This window comes from Streptomyces sp. NPDC034085 (genome assembly GCF_055575555.1).
On the sequence record NZ_JBVISL010000006.1, the window covers coordinates 52,461 to 70,930 of the forward strand.

The following is an 18,470-nucleotide window of genomic DNA, read 5'->3' on the forward strand; positions in this document are numbered from 1 at the left end:
CGGCCGCCCGGAGAGCCGGGGGTGGACCCGGAGCCGGGTCGGCGACAAACTTGCACCGCTAGGTTCCGCCCCACGTGCCTGCCGGGAGGCCCCCTTGTCCGCGCCGTCTGCGCCGAAGTCCCCGTTCGCCCCCACCGATCCGCTCGGCCTCGACGAGCTGCTCGGCCCCGAGGACCTCGCCGTCCGCGACACCGTCCGCTCCTGGGCCGCCGACCGGGTCCTTCCGCACATCGCCCAGTGGTACGAGGACGGCGAGCTCCCGCAGATCCGCGAGCTGGCCCGCGAACTCGGCGCCATCGGCGCGCTCGGCATGTCCCTGACCGGCTACGGGTGCGCGGGCGCGAGCGCCGTCCAGTACGGCCTGGCCTGCCTGGAGCTGGAGGCCGCCGACTCCGGGATCCGCTCGCTGGTCTCCGTACAGGGCTCGCTGGCCATGTACGCGATCTGGAAGTACGGCTCCGAGGAGCAGAAGCAGCGCTGGCTGCCCGGCATGGCGGCCGGCGAACTGATCGGCTGCTTCGCGCTGACCGAGCCGGACATCGGCTCCGACCCGGCCGCCATGCGCACGTACGCCAAGCGGGACGGCTCCGACTGGGTGCTGAACGGCCGCAAGATGTGGATCACCAACGGGTCGGTGGCCGCGGTGGCCGTCGTCTGGGCCCAGACGGACGAGGGCATCCGCGGCTTCGCCGTCCCCACCGACAGCGCCGGCTTCTCGGCTCCGGAGATCAAGCACAAGTGGTCGCTGCGCGCGTCGGTGACGAGCGAGCTGGTGCTGGACGACGTACGGCTGCCCTCGGACGCGGTGCTCCCCGACGTCACGGGGCTCAAGGGACCGCTGGGCTGTCTCAGCCACGCGCGGTACGGGATCATCTGGGGGTCCATGGGCGCGGCGCGCGCCAGTTTCGAGGCGGCGCTCGACTACGCGAAGACGCGGGAGCAGTTCGGCAGGCCGATCGGCGGCTTCCAGCTCACCCAGGCCAAGCTCGCCGACATGGCGCTCGAACTGCACAAGGGCATCCTGCTCGCCCACCACCTGGGCCGGCGCATGGACGCGGGCACCCTGCGGCCGGAGCAGATCAGCTTCGGCAAACTCAACAACGTCCGCGAGGCCATCGACATCTGCCGCACCGCGCGGACCATCCTCGGGGCCAACGGGATCTCCCTGGAGTACCCCGTCATGCGGCACGCCACCAACCTGGAGTCGGTGCTCACCTACGAGGGCACCGTGGAGATGCACCAGCTGGTCCTGGGCAAGGCGCTCACCGGGCTGGACGCCTTCCGCTAGGCCGTGGGCCGGTGAGGGCCTCGCTCAGCTCTGGTTGAAGAAGTCGCGGGAGCGGCCGCCCGCCTCGCCGCTGACGATCCGGGTGTCGGCCGGGGTCAGGAGGAAGACCCTGGTCGCCACCCGCTCGATCGACCCGCGCAGACCGAAGGTCAGGCCGGCCGCGAAGTCGACGACGCGCTTGGCGTCGGCCGGGTCCATCGACGACAGGTTCACGATCACCGGGACGCCCTCGCGGAACAGCTCGCCGATGCCGCGCGCGTCACGGAAGCCGTCCGGGGTCACGGTGGCGATCCGGCGGCCCCGCTCGACCGCGGAATCCGAGGCGACCTGCACGCGGGGGTCGGTGACCCACTGGTCGCCGGGGCCGGAGACCGAGCCCTGCTGGCGCTCCACCGCCTCCGCGTAGTCGTCGTCGTAGTACCGCTCGTCGTCGCTGTCCTCTACGAGACCCAACCAGGCACTCGCCTTGCGTACCGAACCCATGGACGCCTCCTTTCACCGTGGCCAGTCTGTCTTCTTCTCCGCTGCCCCTATGGTCGTCCATGATGCTGACAACGCGCCAAGTGGATAGCCGCCGCGCAGAGGTTTCGTGACGGGACTGGTGCAGAACATCCGTTGCACGGTCGAGGCTCCCGGACGCTACCGCTGCTGACTGAGTGAAAATACGACCGCCGCTGCTGTCCGGGTGAGGCACTGGGGCGTACGAGTGATCCGCCCGGCTGGATACGATGCCCCCGAAACACGCGTATGACACACGGGGGAAGCGGTTGTTCGGCATCGTCAGACCTTGCGCGCACCGGCTGGGCGAGCGCTTCAAGACGGAGTGGATGGCCCATCTGTGCGGCCTCTGCCTGGCACTTCGCGGTGACCACGGCCAGTTCGCCCGGATCGTCACCAACTACGACGGGCTGCTCGTCTCCGTTCTGACGGAGGCTCAGTCCGGTCCGCTGCCCGGTGCCCGGCGCACCGCCGGGCCCTGCCCGCTGCGCGGCATGCGCACCGCCCCCGTCGCCAACGGCGAGGGCGCCCGGCTCGCGGCGGCCGTCTCGCTGGTGCTGGCCTCGGCGAAGGTACGGGACCACGTGGCCGACCGGGACGGGCTGTTGGCCCGGGCCCCGATCGCCGCCGCCGCGCGCAAGGTGGCCCGGGGCTGGGACCGGGCCGGCGCCCGCACCGGCGCCTCGCTCGGCTTCGACACGGCGGTGCTCGTCGACGCCGTGGACCGCCAGGGCGGCATCGAGACCCTGGCCGGCCCGGGCACGCCCGTGCTGGTGGTCACCGAGCCGACGGAGACCGCGACCGCGGCCGCCTTCGCCCATACCGCGGTCCTCGCGGGACGGCCCGGCAACGGCCCGGCCCTCGCCGAGGCCGGCCGGTACTTCGGGCGGCTCGCCCACCTGCTGGACGCCGTCGAGGACCAGGCCGCCGACGCCCTGGCGGGCGCCTGGAACCCGCTCACGGCCACCGGCACCTCCCGCGCCGAGGCCCGCCGGCTGTGCGACGACGCGCTGCACGGGATACGGCTGGCGCTGCGCGAGGTGGAGTTCGCCGACGCGGGCCTCGCCCACCGGCTGCTGGTGCACGAGCTGCGCACCTCGGTGGACCGCGCGTTCGGGACCGCCTCGTGCGGGCACGCCGCCGCGAACTCCGCGGGCCAGGGCTACGGGCAGCCCCCGCAGGGGTACGCCGCGGGCGCGCAGGCCGGGTACGGGCACGGCGGCCCGTACGGGGGCGGCCAGGGCCACCCGTACGCGGCCCCCGGCGGGCCCGGGACGCCGCCGCCGATGGGCCCGGGAGGCCCCGGCGGGGGTGGCGGTGGCGGCGGGTTCGGCGGGCTGCCCCCGCAGAAGCCGCGCCGGGGGCTGCTGCACGGCTGCGCGGTGGCGATCGGCCTCTTCTGCACCTGTCAGATCTGCTGCACGGACTACGAGGGCCCCTGGTCCCGCCAGAAGCGCGACGCCTGGTGCGACGACTGCGGCGACGGGTGCGACTGCTGCAACTGTGACGGCTGCTGCTGCGACGGTTGCGGCTGCGACTGCTGAGACCGCGTCAGTTCCCCAGGTCCGGACGGGTTACCGGGAGGTTCCCGTCCGGCCGGTGGGGGAAGGGCTGAGCGGCATGAGCGATCACGAACCGGCCGGGGCCCGGCGGGAGCTGCACGGGCGCCGGGTGGCGTCCCGGACCACCGCGAAGGTCGACTTCCGGCCGTTCCCGGCCACCGGCGCGTCCAGGACGGCGGGTTCTTGCTGAACGCCCCCGCCGGAGAAGGCGCGGAGCACGACGGGCGGCCCCGCGCGGACGGGACCCGCCCCGCCGGCCCCCGGCCCGCGGCCGTGCGGGTGCGGCGCGCGGCGGCCGGGCGCGCGGGGCAGGGGAGCGGCCCGCCTCCACGGCCCCGCCGCCGGGGACCCGGCGGGGCTTCGCAGGCGTCGAGGTCACCGGCCGCGCCCCGGCGCCACGGCTCCCCGGGCGCCGCGGCCCGTACCCGCGGCAGCGCAGGGGCCGGGCCGGGAACGCCGCCGGGCGCGCCCGCGGGCGCGGCGGCGAGCCGAACCGCCGCCCCGACCGGGCCCGGCTCCCGCCCCGCGCCCTCGACGGCCGCCTCGACCGCCCGTTCCCGCGGCCCGGGCGCGCCCTGCCCTTCCCGGTCGCCGCCGGGGGACGACGGCTGAAAGGCGCCCTTGCCGCCGGTAACCGACGCCAGGACACTCCCGTTCAGCGTCACCCGGCGGACTTGTCAGGGCCACGTCGAATCAGCGGCTTACCCGCCGCGCGCCCGCCCTGCCCCCCACCGCCGCTCACGGGCTCCGGCATCCCCCACCCCAGCCGAAGCCCCCGACCCCCACCCGGGAGGACGTCAAGTGAGGATCAACAGCACCACCCGTCTGCGGCTGCTCGCCCTGACCGCCGGCCTGGCCGCGACGGCAGCCCTCGCCGCCCCCACCGCCGCCAGCGCCGACGACAACGGCACCGGCTTCAGCCCCGCCCGCCTCGCCGCCGCCGGGGCCTCGGTCCTGCGCGCCGACGTCGCCGGCACCGCCTGGCACACCGATCCCGCCACCGGAACCCTCGTGGTCACCGCCGATTCCACCGTCACCGCCGCCGACATCAGCAGAATCCGGCGCGAGGCCGGAGCGGACGCCGCCGCCCTGCGCATCGAGCGCACCCCCGGCAAACTCACCAAGCTGCTCTCCGGCGGCGACGCCATCTACGCCAACAGCTGGCGCTGCTCGCTCGGCTTCAACGTCCGCAGCGGAAGCACCTACTACATCCTGACCGCCGGCCACTGCACCGAGGGCGCCGGCACCTGGTGGACCAACTCCTCCCACACCACGACCGTCGGCACCACCGTCGGCTCCAGCTTCCCGACCAACGACTACGGGCTGATCAAGTACGCCAGCAACAGCCCGGTCCCGCCCGGCACCGTCGGCGGCCAGGACATCACCAGCGCCGTCAACGCCACCACCGGCATGTCCGTCACCCGCCGCGGCTCCACCACCGGCACCCACAGCGGCTCCGTGACCGGCCTCAACGCCACCGTGAACTACGGGGGCGGCGACATCGTCTACGGGATGATCCGGACCAACGTCTGCGCCGAACCCGGCGACAGCGGCGGCCCGCTCTACTCCGGCAGCCGCGCCGTCGGCCTCACCTCGGGCGGCAGCGGCAACTGCTCCTCGGGCGGCACCACCTTCTTCCAGCCCGTCGTCGAAGCCCTGAACGCCTACGGCGTCAGCGTCTACTGACCGGGCCCTCCGCGGGCCCGCAGGCCCCCTGGACGTCCTCCCTCCTTCTGGGAGGATGTCCAGGGCGTCCACGGGGGAGGATCTCGTATGAAGCGCATCGGCGTGACCGGGCACCGCTCGATTCCCGACGAGGCGCTCGGCCCCGTGGAAGCGGGCCTGCGGGCCGTGCTCGGCGGCCACCGGGGCCCGCTGGAGGCCTTCTCCAGCCTCGCCGACGGAGCCGACCAGCTCTTCGCCGCCATCGCCCTCGAATACGGCGCCGACCTCACCGTCGTCATCCCCAGCGGGGACTACGAGGACACCTTCGAGGACCCCGACGCCCTCGCCGGCTACCGACGGCTCAAGCGCCGCGCCGCCCAGGAGGTCACGATGGCCTTCGCCCGCTCCACCGACGAGGCCTACTACGCGGCCGGCACCTACATCGCGGACAGCTGCGACCGGCTCGTCGCCGTCTGGGACGGCCTGCCCGCGCGCGGACACGGCGGCACCGGCGAGATCGTCGCCTACGCCCGGGCCCTCGGCAAACCCGTCACCGTCATCTGGTGCGAGGGCGTGACCCGCGCCTGAGCCGCGCCCCCCACCCCCTCAACTGCTGTGCCGGGCCAGCCAGTCGGTGTGCTGGGGAGAAACGTACCGCTCCGTCTCGTAGACGGCCGACGGCCAGTGGGACTCCGTGATGGTCGTCTGCATCACCACCATCATCGCCGACAGGTCCTGCTCGATCAGGGTGTGCGCCTCGATCAGCGGGTGGTGGCGGCGCACCTCGTTCCAGGCGATCCCCGCCGCCGCGGCCGCACTCAGCAGCCCCGCCGGCCCCGCCCCCGGACCCGAACCGAACGCCCCGAACAGGGCGAGCAGCAGCGCCAGACACGTCAGCAGCACGATCGTCCACGACCACAGCGCCGTCGCCCGCCGCGACCCCTCCGTCTTGCGCTGGTACCAGGTGCGCTGCTCGATCAGCCGGTCCCGGACGTACGTCTCCCTGCGCACCTGGTAGTCCAGCCCGCGCAGCCGCTGCATCGCCCCGGTGATCTCCGCCCCCTCCGGCACCAGGCCCGCCGTCCGCGGATCCTGCCAGCCCATCTTGCGCAGCTCGTCCAGCCCCTTCTCCAGCCGCGCCCGGTACACCCCCTCCGGCCCGGCGACCTCACTGCCGAAGGGCGCCCCGTGCACGGCGTAGCGCCACGCCAGGGACTTGATGAACTCCGCCGCGCTGCGGTTGAGCTGCCACTGCGGACGGGCCCGGCGCCGCGTCGCCCGTACGCCCACGGCCAGCACCCCGGCGTACGCCAGCGCGCTCACCGCCGCGAACACATGCAGCCCGCCGACCGCGGGCCCGGACGGCAGGGCGGCGGAGGCCGCCGCCGCGACCAGCAGCAGCAGCTGCGCGCGGGTGGCCTGCGTCGATTCCCGCTGCCGGGAGACCGCCGCCTGGTCGGTGTGGTGGAAGAGGGCCGGCAGGTCCTCGTTGCGAAAGGTCATGCTGTCGGGCACAACGCCCCCCAACTCTCGGGTGGCGGCCGGCGGGCACCCCGCGGGGCCCCCGCCGCCCGCCGTCGGATCACACCGCGAGCGGCTCCAGGTCCCGGTGGACCCGCCGCTCGTCACGGGCGTAGCGGGTCAGACCGTGGTCCTCCCCCAGCAGCCGCGCCAGCTCGGCCACCGCCTCCGCCCGCACCCGCGCCGCCTCCTCCTTGCGGCCCGTCATGTCCAGGCTGACCGCCATGTTCGACGCGCTCGCCAGGGTCTCCGGATGGTGCGCCCCCAGCACGTCGCGCAGCCGCACCACCGCGATCCGCTCCAGCTCCAGGGCGCCCTCCGGATCACCCAGGTCCGCCCGGGCGTTCGCCAGGTTCAGGTGCGCGAAGATCGTGTGCGGGTGGTGGTCGCCCAGCACGTCGCGCATGCTGCGGATGGTCTGGCGCAGCATCGCCTCCGCCGTGTCCGCCGCGCCCGTGCCCCAGTGGAAGACCGCGAGGTTGTTGACCGCCGCCAGGGTGTACGGGTGCCGCTCGCCCGGCACCTTCATGTACTCGTCCACCACCTCCTGCGCCAGGTCCCGCGCCGCCCCCGGATCACCCGTCGCGAACAGGTCCGAGGCCAGGTTCAGCTCACACGCCAGCAGGTCGGGGTTGACCGAGGTGTACTTGGCCCGGTAGCGGTTGCGCGTCGCCGTCGTCAGCCGCAGGGCGTTCTCGAGCTCCCCGGCCCGCCGCAGCGACACCGCCAGGTTCTTCGCCGCCGACAGCGTGCCCGGGAAGGCCCGGCCCAGCTGCCGCTTGTAGATCTCGTACGTCCGGCTCAGCAGCTGCACCGAGTCGTCGTAGCGTCCCACCTCGCGCAGGTCCCGGGCCAGGTTCTGCGCCGACGACAGGGTGTACGGGTGGTCCGTGCCCAGCACCTCGGTGCGCCGGTCGAAGACCTCCTGGTCGATCTCCCGGGCCCGCGCGTACTGCCCGACCATCCGCAGGTTCAGCGCCAGGTTGTTGGCCGCCGCCAGGGTGCGCGGGTGCGCCTCGTGGAAGATCTGCCCGAAGCCCTCGTGCGCGGCCGTCGCCAGCTCCATCGCCTCCCCGTACCGGCCGAGCGCGCCCAGGTCCATCGCCAGACCGCTCGTGGTCATGTACGTGTGGGGGTGCGAGGCACCCAGGGCGGCCCGCTGCCGCTCCAGCGTGACCTCGTCCAGCTCCTTCGCCTCCACGAAACGGCCCTGCGAGCGCAGGATGTTCGAGAGGTGGAACCGCAGGTACAGGTACTGGAGGTCGTCGCTGCCGAGCATCTCCCGCCAGGCCTCGCGCAGCTCCTCGCCCAGCGCGTACGCCGCCTTGAAGTCACCGCGCTTCCACAGGTAGCGCACCCGGTCGATCAGCAGCCGGCGGGTCTCCGGCTCCGTGCAGAACCGGGCCTCGGACGGGCTCAGGTGCGGCCAGATCGTGTTGAACCTCGGCCAGGTCTCCGGGTTGTCTATCGGTTCGTCGTCGTCCGGCCGGGCACCCGCCAGGATCCGGTGCACCGCGTGCCGCGCCTCGCGCTGCTCCTCCTCCGACAGCTGCGCCCGGATCACCGCCTGGACCAGCCGGTGCACCTGGATGCTGTTGCCGACCTGGTCGACCTTGGCCATCGCGAACCGGCCGATCTCCCTGATGACCCGGCCCAGGACCAGCTTCTCCTGGAGCGAGGAGTCGTACGGCTTGAGCGCGTCGATCATCTCCTTGCTGTAGAGGAGGTTCGCCGATATCGGCTCCGGCGCGAAGAAGGCGCACAGCTGGAGCAGCCGGACGGCGGCCGGGGAGCGGGACTGGAGCCGCTCGATCGACACGTTCCAGGTCGCCGCCACCGGCTGGGGGTATCCGGGCGGCTGGTTCAGGCCCAGCACCCGCGCGGTCTGCTCCGCGAGCTGCTCCAGGTACGCGGACACCGGCGTCGCGGTCTCCGCGATCCAGGCGCCCGCCTGCTCGACGGCCAGCGGCAGGTCGCCCACCGCCACCGCCACCTGCTCGGCGTCCTCCTTGCCCAGGCCGGGAGCGCGGCGCTGGAGGTGCTCGATGGACTCCTCGCGCAGGAACACGTCCACCGGCAGCGCGTCCCCGTACTGGGACCAGGACTGGTTGCGCGAGGTCACGAGCACGTGCCCGGGGCCGCCCGGCGGGAAGAACCGCTTGAGGGTCTCGGGGTCGTCGGCGTTGTCGAAGACCAGCAGCCAGCGCGAGGAGGGCACCCCGCGCCGCAGCAGGTCGATCGCCTCCTGGGAGGCGGCCGCCATGTCCTCGCCGGTCTGCGCGCCCAGCCGTACGGCGAGCTCGGCGAGGCCGGCGACCACCTCGTCCGTCTGTTCCGCGGAGATCCACCAGACCAGGTCGTAGTCGGCCATGAACCGGTGTACGTACTCCAGTGCCACCTGGGTCTTGCCGACGCCGCCGAGCCCGTACAGGGTCTGCGGCTGGGGCAGCACCACGGCCATGCCGCCGCCGAGCTGGTCGCGCATCCGCTCCAGCACGATGGACCGGCCGGTGAACCCGGGGTTGCGGGGCGGCGCGTTCCAGATCTTCGGGACCGTGCCCGGGAAGCGGGGGCCGGGCTGGGAGGTGCCGGCGACGGTGTCGGGCAGGGCCATCGGCCGCTCCACCGCGCGCAGCAGGGCGGTGGTCGCGTGCACCTCGTCGAGCCGGAACAGGTCGACCGGGTTGCGGTCGATGTAGGGCGTGGCCAGGCGTACGTCGCCCACCCGCAGCGGCACCAGCTGGCGCCGGCCCCCGGTCGGGTCCTCGGCGGCGGCCCGGTTCCACACCTCCACGGCCCGCGCCGACTTGAGGTAGGCGCTGGAGAGCAGCACCACGGTCCGGGCGGCGGTGTCCACGCTGATGCCCGCGCCGCCCAGGGTGTCGCCGGGCGCCGAGTGGGGCGCCCGCTCGGCGGAGACGTCCTTGGGCACGACCCGGAACCCGGCCCGGGTGAGCACCGACTCGATCCAGTCGGCCCACATCCGGTTCTCGGCGACGTAGGACAGGAACAGGTCGGCGGGCAGCGCCGGTCGGCGGCGGGTGAAGGCGTCCCTGATCCGCAGCCGCACCTCCTCGCCGATGACCGGCATGGAGGTGATCTCGCCCTCGGTGACCACCGTGGTGAGCCGTTCGAAGGCGGAGAGCAGGGAGTTGGTGAGTCCGGCCTCGTCGCCGAAGGTGGCCAGGGTCTCCTCGTAGGCGTAGTAGGGCCGGTACGGGATCTCCACGGCGCCCCAGTAGGAGGTCAGCTCGTCCCCGACCAGGCCGCTGGGGAAGCGGTCGAACTTCAGGCGGGCCAGGGCCCGGCCCGCGTCGGCCTTCTCCTTCTCGCCCTCGTCGATGCGCATCGGGACCGGGTAGATCTTGATCCCGCGGTCGTTGAACCGCTCGTCGATCTGCCGGGCCACCGAGGCGGCGCCGTCGATGGACTGGTCGGACAGGGTGAAGCAGTCGACCAGGACGTCGGGCAGGTGGACGGTGCAGATGTCGGCGATGTCGGACAGACCGGTGCGGCTGTCGATCAGGACGTAGTCGTAGTTCGCCTTCATGTCGGCCCGCAGGGCGTCGAAGAACAGGCCGCCGCCGAGCCGGTCGTAGAAGTTGTCCCAGTCGAAGGTGGACACGGTCGCCGAGTACTCGCGGTTCTGCCGGCCCGCGGAGACGAAGTCCAGGGTGCCGCCGTCCGGGAACTCCCAGCCGTGGGTCTCCGGAGTGAGGGAGACGGCGTGCGGCTGGATCCGCGCGTAGTCCTTGTGCCAGTCGGCGGCGCGCTGCACGGGGCTGGTGGCGGCCCAGGCGTACTCGCTGATCAGGTCGATGACCCCGGTGGTCGCCCCCAGGGTGGAGGGGTCCAGGAAGGGGTGGAAGAAGCGGTGCAGGCCCGGGGCCTCCAGGTCCCAGTCCACGGCGAGCACCCGCTTGCCGTTGGCGGCGAGGATCCAGGCCGTGTTGGCCAGGGCCATCGTGCGGCCGGTACCGCCCTTGTACGAGTAGAAGGTGACGATGCGTCCGTCTCGGCTGTCACGACTGGCTGTCATCCGCGTCCCCCCGGGTCTGTGTCGGTGTCTTCGCCGTTCCGGCCGGCCGGCGGCGGTGGTGCGGGCGGTGGCGGTGCGGGCGGCCCGCCCATCCCCATCGGGCCCACCAGCCGCGGACGTTCGGTGGAGGTGCTCCCGGCAGGCAGGTACACCTGGGCGTGTCTGAGGAACTGCTGGGCCGCCGCCTCGACCACCTGGGGCAGGATCTGCCCGAGCGTCTCCATGCCGGCCACGCCGTTGGCCGCGGCCCGGCAAGCGGCCCGGCCCTGGCTCATCTTGACGGGCAGGGTCTCCTCGAGCCGGCGGGCCAGCTCGGCCTCCCTCGCCCGGCTCTGGGGGTCGTACCGGTTCCACGGCACGACCACGTTGATCCACGGGCGGTGCTCCTGGTCGAAGGCGGCCAGCCGCTGGCGGCGGTGTTCGTCCTCCACCGCCCAGCGGTCGACGATCAGGATCTCGGGGCGGGTGGGCGGCTGCTTGCTGTCGAAGTGCCCGGCCTCGTCGTCGAAGGAGGACATCGTGGTCTGGTAGTTGAGGTTCCTGACCAGGTCCTCGGCCACGTAGGCGACGGGCCGCTGGGAGACGGGGTGGTACGGGTTCCACTCCAGCGCGTTCTCCCCGTAGTACTCGGGGCTGCGGCCGTCCGGCAGGTCGTGCCGGGAGGCGGCGGCGACGGTCACGTGCAGGGTGCGGACGGGCCCGGCGCCGGGTCCGGCCGGCTGGCCGCCGCCGTGGCCGAAGGCGCTGGGGACCAGCCGGTAGTCCAGCGGGCGGACCGGCTGGAGGCGTACGGTCTCGGCGACCCGGACGATCCGCCGGGCCAGCTCGTACACGGCCTGCTCGTACTGCTCGGCGTACCCGCGCAGCTTGATCAGCCCGTACAGGCCGTCGGTGACGTAGCGCTCGCCGAAGGTGTTGTGGTTGAACTGCAACCGCTCGGCGGGGCCGGGCAGTTGGGCGGGCGGCACCGGTACCCACAGGGCCGGGACGATGGCCTCGGCGGCCGGCTGGTTGCTGAGCGCGCCGTGGTGGATGGTGCGCTGCGCGAAGGCGAACCACTCCTTGCCGCACATCTCGCTGGCGAAGTAGCGCGGCGAGAACAGGGGGACGAAGACCCGGCAGGTGGCGAGGGCCGCCCCGAGCCGTTCCGACCAGCCCTCGCCGCTGCGTATCTCCCGGTCCATGAAGCCGGCCTCGGATCCGGCGGGCAGGTCCGTCAGCGCCATGATGTGGCCGCACAGGTCGCGGAAGAGACGCTCCACCCACATGTCGGGATCGGGTCCTCCAGGCCCGAACCTCGGTGTATGCGCATAACTGAGGAAAAAATACGGCTGCACTGATGCGGGCACACGACCCCCGTCCCGAAGCTGCGAGCGAAGAAACATCATTCCGGAGCTGCTTCGCCACATCCCCTCATCGTTCAGTCAATCAGCGTCTGTTTTCGGTCATCCAGGCCAGGGCGTGGTCGACGGCGTGCGAAACCGAGAAGAACACGGCGGACGCCCCTCCCACCCGCCCCCTGCGCACCAGCGATTCCGGCAGTGCCCGGCCGATCTCCTCGAAATCGCCGTCGTCCAGCGCGACGTCCTCGTACGTCGTCCACTTCCCGTCGTGAGGGCGCCCTCCGGGCCCTTCCGGAAGGCTCACCTTCACCACACAGTCGTACGTGCGCAAGGGGGGCTTCGGAATTCGGTACTCCGCGAGATGGAAAGCCGTGCAGGCCGAAAATCCCACATTGATCATGAGTACCTGTCCTCCCTCCCACCACAGTTTTCCCAAGGGGGAGTCCTCACCGAGGTGGCATTCGGTGCGGTGCTGCGCGCACAGCCGGTCCGCGTCGGCCCCGAGCGCGGCGAAGGAGGTCTGCGGGTGCCCGCTGCGGGCGGCGCCCGGCGTGGTGCGGACCACCTCGGCGAAGGCGCCCACGCCCTGGCTCGGGGTGACGTCCGGGTCGAAGGGCGGCATCCGCGACCGGAACGCCGCCGCCCCGGCTTCGTCGAGCCCGGCGACGCGGGCCAGGTGGGCGCTGGAGGTCAGGGAGTTCTCCGCCGTGAAGGCGGGGACGAGCAGGGTCCCCCGGGGGCCGAGGAGGCCGCGCAGGGCGTCGCGCAGGACCTCGGCGCGCAGGCCGGTGCCGCCCAGGGCGGCGTGCACGAGCAGCCGCTGCCCCGGCCGCACGCCGAGCAGCCGGAGCTGCGCGGCGAGCTGGTGGCGGCCGGGCGGGTCCTGCGGGGAGGCCGGGGCCGCATCCCGGGCCCCCGGCGGGCAGGCCGGCCCGGCCGGGAGGGTCATGCGTCGACCGCCTTCAGCTCCCAGCGCAGCTCCTCCACCAGCCGCTTGCCGGTGACCGTCAGCTCCGCCGCCCCCGCCAGCCGGTCCAGCGCGCGGTGGATGCGGTCGGTGCCGCCCGGCTCCTGCGTCCGGGTGGCCCGGCGGTACGCCTCCACCGCGACCCGCTCGTGGACGTCGGCCAGCAGCCGCGACACCGGCACCGGACGCGTCCGCCAGGGCGAGGGGTGCTCCCAGGCCCCGTCCAGCGCGTAGAGGTCGGCCACCTCGGTCAGTGCCCGCAGCCGGGCCCGGCGGCGGCCGGTGAGCAGGGCCAGGGCGGTCTCCTTGACCCCGGCGGCGTACGGCACCCCGAGCGCGCCCGGCCCGTGCCGCCCGGCCTCGCCCCAGCCCCCGGCCCGCGGGCCGCCGGCGAGCGGCGTCAGGGTGCTCAGCCCGGCGGCGGCCGCCCGCGCGAACCCGGGGACGGTGCGGTGCAGCAGGGCCCAGGCCGCGCCGAGGCGACCCCGCCACTCGTCGGCCTCCCCGGAGCCCAGCCGCAGCCGGGGCGGGCGGGCGAAGCAGTTGCGGTACGGGTCCAGGTCCTCCAGCGCCACCGCGGGCTCCCCGGGCCCGGGCGACCAGGTCCGTACGGGCAGCCACCGCGCGTCCCCCGCCGCCGGGCCGAAGCGGTGCTCGGTGCGCCCCTCCCGGACGACCGCGTACCCCTCGCCCGTGGCGTGCAGCACGGCACGGCCCCGCGTACCGGGCTCCCCGAGCCGCAGCAGCCCCAGCGTCGGCAGGTACACCTCCCCGTCCCGGTAGGCCACCTCCGCCGGCAGCCCGAGCCCGCCCCGCAGTACGGCGGCGGCCGCCAGCGCGGCGAGCCTGCGGGCCGCCCCCGGGCCGTCGGGGCGCCCCTCCCGCACGGCGTCCAGGGCCTCCAGCACCCAGGTCCGGGTGAACGGGTGGCCCAGTACGGCGTCCAGCGCGTCCGCGCCCGCCTCCCCGGCCTCCTCCACCCCGGCCAGCAGCTCCCAGGCCCGCGCCCAGCCGGGGTCCCCCGCGAGGTCCCCGTGCAGGCGGGCCAGCAGGACCCGGGTCAGCTCCTCCTGCGCCCGGGCCAGTTCGGCCGGGTCGGCCAGCTCGCGGGCGGTCAGGGCGGCGGCCGTACGCCCCTCGATCCCGTCCACCAGCTCGCGCAGGTCGGAGCAGTAGACGGAGGGGTTGTCGAAGCCGTTGTCCTCGCGGTAGCGGTGCGTGTAGAGCCCGCCCCCGCACGAACGTACGACAGGGCAGCGGCGGCACGTGTCGCTGACGCCCGCGAGCCCCAGCTGCCGGGCCCGGATCCCCGGGTGCGCGGCGACCTCGTCGAAGGTGTGGGCGAAGACGTCGAACCCGGTGGCGGGGGCCCCCTCGAAGGCGCTCTTGAGGGAGTCGGCCTGCTCCAGCGTCCCGTCGGTCTCCACCACGACGAGGTCGGTCGGGGCCAGCCCCAGGGACTCCGTCAGGCTCGGACCGCCGCCGAGCGTCGACAGCAGGGACTCGAAGAGCCGTACCGGCACGGGCCGTTCCAGCTGCTCCCAGCGGTCGAAGACGCGCAGCAGCCAGCGCGCGTACGCGTCGGGCGCGCCGCCGGCGCGCTCCGGCGGGGTCTGCCAGGTGGCGTGCGGCAGCAGGAAGTCCACCCGGGGCGGCTCCAGCGCCACCAGGGCGTCGAGGACGGCGACGGGGTCGTTGGCCACGTCCACGGTGCAGAGCAGGCCCAGGTAGAGGTGGCGGTAGGGCGCGGAGCGCAGCAGTTCCAGGGAGGCCAGGACCAGGGGGTGGCTGGAGCGGCCGTCGGCGAAGCGGCGGTGGCGGTCGTTCGCCGTGCGGTCCCCGTCGAGGGAGACGCCGACCCGGACGCCGTACTCGGCGAAGAGGTCCAGGTAACGGGGGCTCAGCCGCAGCCCGTTGGTGTGGATCCGCAGGTCGAGCTCGGCCGTACCGGCGAGGGCGCCGGTGAACTCCTCGCACACGAGGCGCAGCCGCTCGGGGCCGGCCAGCAGGGGTTCCCCTCCGTGGAGGATCACCGTGACGGAGGGGAGTGCATGGTCACGGGCATGTTCGGCGAGCCGCGACGCGGTCTGGGAAATGACCCCGGGGGAGATCACCTTCGGCCGGGCTCGCCAGCTCTGGTCTGCGTGTTCGTAGACATAGCAATGATCACAAGCAAGATCGCATCTGCTGTGAACCTTCAGGACGATCTCGCGGAATGCGATCGGGCCGGTCATTCCACCAGTCTAGAGCTCGTGACGCACCGTCAGAGGGCGGAGTTGAAGATCGGTGACTGAATGCGACGGCCGGATTCCGCGGGGAGCACGCGCTCGAGCGCCGCGGCCGCCGAGGCGCTGCGGACGTCGATCTTCGCGAGCGGGACGCGACGGTCCTTGACCGTGCTGGTCGGGGGGGTTGCGGAAGTGTTCACGACACCGTCCTCGGGGAGGCCATCTGAAATGGGAGGGGAAGACATCAGCGCGTTGCTGCCGTCAAGCGTGGACTTTACTCGTCCCCACCCCATTGGCAACCGAGACATGACGCCTGGTCAAGCGTTCTATGGAAAGCGTGGAGCAATAATCGAGGGGGTGCATTCGGCCGTTTGCCGCACGGCCCGGTCCCGTTCTCCCGGAGCCCGCGCCGGACGCCGTCGGCGCAGGTCGGTAGATTGGGACGCATGGCCCACGCACCCGTTGTCCTGCTGCTGTCCGGAAGCCTGCGCGCCGGTTCCACCAACGAGACCGTGCTGCGCACCGCGCGCTCCGTCGCCGCCGAGGCCACCCCGCCGCTGCGCACCGTCCTCTACGACGGCCTGGGCAGCCTGCCCCACTTCAACCCCGACGACGACACCGACCCGCTGCCGGCCCCGGTGGCCGGGCTGCGCGCGGCGATCGCGGAGGCTTCGGCGGTGCTGATCTGCGCCCCGGAGTACGCGGGCAGCCTGCCCGGCTCGTTCAAGAACCTGCTGGACTGGACGGTGGGCGGCACCGAGATCTGCGACAAGCCCGTGGCGTGGGTGAACGCCGCCGCCCCCGGCCGCGGCGGTGGCGCCGAGGCCGCGCTGCGGACGGTGCTGGGCTACACGGGCGCAGCCGTCGTGGACCCGGCCTGCGCGCGAATCCCGGTGGACCGGCAGGCGGTGGGCGCCGACGGGACCCTCGCCGACCCCGCCGCGCGCGAACGCCTCGCGGGGGTGCTCGCCCTGCTGGTGGAAGCGGCCGGGTGAGCGGCCTCAGGCGGGCTGCTGTTCGCCCAGCGGCTCGCGCAGCAGCCAGTTGAGTACGCCGGGCAGCGCGCGCAGGGCCGCGAAGTGGGCGGCGGAGGGGTCGATGGTGGTGGTGGCGCCGGGGATGCGGCGGGCCAGCCAGCGCGAGTGGCCCACGGGGGAGAAGACGTCGAGCTCCCCGTGCCACAGCAGTACGGGGCAGCGGATGCCGGCGGGGTCGAAGCCCCAGGGGCTGCTGAAGGCGAGGATGTCGTCGATCCATCCGTACGCGGAAGTGCGCACGCCCTCGCGGTAGTTGCGCAGCAGCATCGACCGCAGGCCGGCGTCCGAGACGATCATGCGGTCGCTGGCGGTCAGCTCCCGGCGCAGTTCGTCCAGGAGCCGGCCCGGGTCCCTGGCGATGCCGGCGGCGCGCGGGATCAGGCGGGCCGCCAGTTCCTCGGGGTCGTCGGTGGCGGTGGTGTACTCCCGTACGTTCGAGGCGGCCATCCCGGCGAACCAGTCCAGGTCCTCCGCGTCCCTGGGGGCGATCGGGACCAGGGCCGCCGTCCGGGTGACGCGCTCGGGCAGCAGGGCGGCGCAGGCCAGCGCGCCGGGCGCGCCGCCCGAGCGGCCGGCCACGGCGAAGGTGTCCAGCCCGAAGGCGTCGGCGATCGCGGCCACGTCATGGGCCACGTCGGCGACGGTGCGGCCCGGGTGGCGTTCGGAGCCGCCGTAGCCGGGCCGGTCGTAGGCGATGAGCTGCATCCGCCGCTGGTAGAGGACCATCCCGCGGGGCGCCGGGCCGAGCCTGCTGCCGGGCATGCCGTGGAGCAGGAGGACGGGCTTACCGTCCGGGTCGCCCCAGCGTTCCGCCATCAGGGCACGACCGTCGGCGGTGCGCACCTCTTTGCGCACGCGCTCCCTCCCTCACGTCCGGCGCGGGCAGTGAGGCCGATTGTGCTCCCCGGGAGGGGAGCGCGGTAGGGCGCACTCACGGGCGGTTTCCCCCGCGGGGCGTCCGGGGCGGGACCGGCCGCCGGCCGTGTCCGGCGGCGTGAGGCCGCGTCCGGCCGCCTCGGACGCCGGCGGGACACCGGCGGGCCGGGGGCCGGCCGCGGGGGTCCCGGAGGGCACCGGCCCCGGCCGCCCGGCCTCCGGGCTTCAGCGCGGGTCCGCGGCCCCGTCCGTGAGGCGGGGGGCGGACGGGGCGTCGGCGGCGAGCCCGCTGCCCACCGCGGCACCCGGGCGGCCCCGGCGCCTCACCGCGCAGGCCATGGTGATCACGGCGCCGGCCGCCGCCCACGCGGCCAGCACCAGCATGGGGCCGCCCGCGCCGTTGCCCTTGAAGTACGCGATGGAGCGCGCGGCGTACGTACCGGCGCCCGGCGGCAGGGCCGGGCCGACGGCCCTCCAGAACGGCGGCAGCAGCGGATACGGGTAGGCGCCGCCCGCGCTCGGGTTGCCGAACACCACGACCACCAGGATGGCCAGGCCGATGCCGACCACGCCCGCCACCCCCTGGAAGGCCAGGGTGAGCGCGCCGACCGCGAAGACGACCAGGGTGCCGAGCCCCCACAGGGCGGCGACCGGGCCGGGCAGCGCGCCCAGCACCGGGCCGGCGATGACCGCGCCGAGCAGCCCGGCGGCGATCGAGTACAGCAGCAGCGCGCCGAGCCGGATGACCGCGCGGTGGATGTTGGCCGGCCGGGCGCCGGCGCTGATCGCGAGGATCGCGGCGCACAGGTAGCCGCCCACGCACCAGCCGACGACCAGGTAGAAGGAGCTCAGGCCGCGGCTGTCGCCCCGGTCGGCGGGGACCGCGTCGACGACCCGGACCGTACGGCCCCCGGCCCGCTCGGCCAGGCCGACGATCTGTTCCAGGGCCTGGGAGAGCGAGGCCCCGGAGCCGCTCGCGACCAGCAACCGGTCGGTGGTGCCGGCCGGGTCGACGATCAGCGCACCGTCCACCTCCCGGTTCCGGAGCTGGGCGAGCGCCGCCGCCTCGTCCGCGACCGGGTGCGGGTCGAGCGGCACGCCGGGCAGTGCGCCGAGGCGCTGCGCGGTCTGCGCCGCGACCGGTTCCGCGGGGGCGGCCACCGCGATCGGGATCCTGCTGGGCTCCGGGTGGTGGAAGGCCCCGATGTAGGAGGTGATGAACGCCAGCTGGAGGGCCAGCACCCCCAGGACCAGGAGGGCCGCCCGGGTGGTCACGGCGTCCTTGATCTCGGCGGGGAAGCCGCCCGAGGGCCCGGGGGCGCTGCTTCTGGGGGGTGGGGTCATGGCTCCCACGCTCGGCGCGCCGGGGGTGCGGCGCAGCAGGGGAGGCCCGAATGGATGATCGAACATGTGTTTCGCACGGGTATTCGAATTGCTCTATGGTGG

15 protein-coding genes are annotated in these 18,470 nt (G+C 74.0%); 6 read left to right on the forward strand and 9 right to left on the reverse strand.

The features are described from left to right. Positions 1-94 precede the first annotated feature (94 nt). Positions 95-1,288: an acyl-CoA dehydrogenase family protein gene (locus tag ACZ501_RS21540; RefSeq protein ID WP_468797369.1), complete on the forward strand. Its 1,194-nt coding sequence runs from the start codon at positions 95-97 to the stop codon at positions 1,286-1,288. A 24-nt stretch (positions 1,289-1,312) separates the two neighbouring features. Here the strand turns inward: ACZ501_RS21540 and ACZ501_RS21545 are convergent, their stop codons facing one another. Beyond that, complete coding sequence (locus ACZ501_RS21545) at positions 1,313-1,771, reverse strand: cell division protein SepF (protein WP_361610779.1); 459 nt, start codon at positions 1,769-1,771, stop codon at positions 1,313-1,315. Between the two features lie 284 nt (positions 1,772-2,055). Here ACZ501_RS21545 and ACZ501_RS21550 point away from each other — a divergent pair, with 284 nt between their 5' ends. The 4 genes from ACZ501_RS21550 (at position 2,056) to ACZ501_RS21565 (ending at position 5,601) form a co-directional block, all read left to right on the forward strand. Continuing rightward, the gene (locus tag ACZ501_RS21550) at positions 2,056-3,330 is read left to right on the forward strand and encodes a DUF5685 family protein (protein ID WP_468797371.1); all 1,275 of its coding nucleotides are present in this window, start codon (positions 2,056-2,058) and stop codon (positions 3,328-3,330) included. A gap of 76 nt (positions 3,331-3,406) precedes the next feature. Then, positions 3,407-3,538 (forward strand): hypothetical protein, encoded by a 132-nt coding sequence (locus tag ACZ501_RS21555; protein ID WP_468797373.1) that lies wholly within the window; start codon positions 3,407-3,409, stop codon positions 3,536-3,538. A gap of 611 nt (positions 3,539-4,149) precedes the next feature. Then, a complete protein-coding gene (locus ACZ501_RS21560; RefSeq protein WP_362466303.1) occupies positions 4,150-5,034 on the forward strand; it encodes a S1 family peptidase in 885 nt (294 codons plus the stop codon). Positions 5,035-5,121: 87 nt separating this feature from the next. Beyond that, positions 5,122-5,601 (forward strand): hypothetical protein, encoded by a 480-nt coding sequence (locus tag ACZ501_RS21565; RefSeq protein WP_468797375.1) that lies wholly within the window; start codon positions 5,122-5,124, stop codon positions 5,599-5,601. A gap of 18 nt (positions 5,602-5,619) precedes the next feature. On the opposite strand, the gene ACZ501_RS21570 is transcribed toward ACZ501_RS21565, so the two are convergent. The 6 genes from ACZ501_RS21570 to fxsA form a co-directional block, all read right to left on the reverse strand. After that, on the reverse strand, positions 5,620-6,516 hold the full coding sequence (locus ACZ501_RS21570) for a DUF4231 domain-containing protein (protein WP_362466300.1): 897 nt from the start codon (positions 6,514-6,516) through the stop codon (positions 5,620-5,622). 79 nt (positions 6,517-6,595) lie between these two features. Next, a complete protein-coding gene (fxsT, locus tag ACZ501_RS21575; protein ID WP_468797377.1) occupies positions 6,596-10,573 on the reverse strand; it encodes an FxSxx-COOH system tetratricopeptide repeat protein in 3,978 nt (1,325 codons plus the stop codon). Beyond that, positions 10,570-11,958, reverse strand: a complete 1,389-nt coding sequence (locus tag ACZ501_RS21580; RefSeq protein WP_362466316.1) for a TIR-like protein FxsC — start codon at positions 11,956-11,958, stop codon at positions 10,570-10,572. The genes fxsT and ACZ501_RS21580 overlap by 4 nt, the downstream gene beginning before the upstream one ends. A gap of 43 nt (positions 11,959-12,001) precedes the next feature. Further along, on the reverse strand, positions 12,002-12,865 hold the full coding sequence (locus tag ACZ501_RS21585) for an AAC(3) family N-acetyltransferase (protein WP_468797379.1): 864 nt from the start codon (positions 12,863-12,865) through the stop codon (positions 12,002-12,004). Then, positions 12,862-15,117: a radical SAM/SPASM protein FxsBH, inactivated beta-hydroxylase extension form gene (gene fxsBH, locus ACZ501_RS21590; RefSeq protein WP_468797381.1), complete on the reverse strand. Its 2,256-nt coding sequence runs from the start codon at positions 15,115-15,117 to the stop codon at positions 12,862-12,864. Before fxsBH ends, ACZ501_RS21585 begins: the two co-directional genes overlap by 4 nt. Before the next feature lie 29 nt (positions 15,118-15,146). After that, on the reverse strand, positions 15,147-15,311 hold the full coding sequence (gene fxsA / locus ACZ501_RS21595; protein ID WP_361611124.1) for an FxSxx-COOH cyclophane-containing RiPP peptide: 165 nt from the start codon (positions 15,309-15,311) through the stop codon (positions 15,147-15,149). A 246-nt stretch (positions 15,312-15,557) separates the two neighbouring features. On the opposite strand from fxsA, the gene ACZ501_RS21600 reads away from it, so the two are divergent. Then, complete coding sequence (locus tag ACZ501_RS21600) at positions 15,558-16,106, forward strand: NADPH-dependent FMN reductase (RefSeq protein WP_468797383.1); 549 nt, start codon at positions 15,558-15,560, stop codon at positions 16,104-16,106. A gap of 6 nt (positions 16,107-16,112) precedes the next feature. On the opposite strand, the gene ACZ501_RS21605 is transcribed toward ACZ501_RS21600, so the two are convergent. Both ACZ501_RS21605 and ACZ501_RS21610 read right to left on the reverse strand, forming a co-directional pair. Then, positions 16,113-16,964 (reverse strand): alpha/beta fold hydrolase, encoded by an 852-nt coding sequence (locus ACZ501_RS21605; RefSeq protein WP_468797685.1) that lies wholly within the window; start codon positions 16,962-16,964, stop codon positions 16,113-16,115. Between the two features lie 285 nt (positions 16,965-17,249). Then, positions 17,250-18,368 (reverse strand): DUF3533 domain-containing protein, encoded by a 1,119-nt coding sequence (locus ACZ501_RS21610; RefSeq protein ID WP_468797385.1) that lies wholly within the window; start codon positions 18,366-18,368, stop codon positions 17,250-17,252. Between the last annotated feature and the right edge of the window lie 102 nt (positions 18,369-18,470).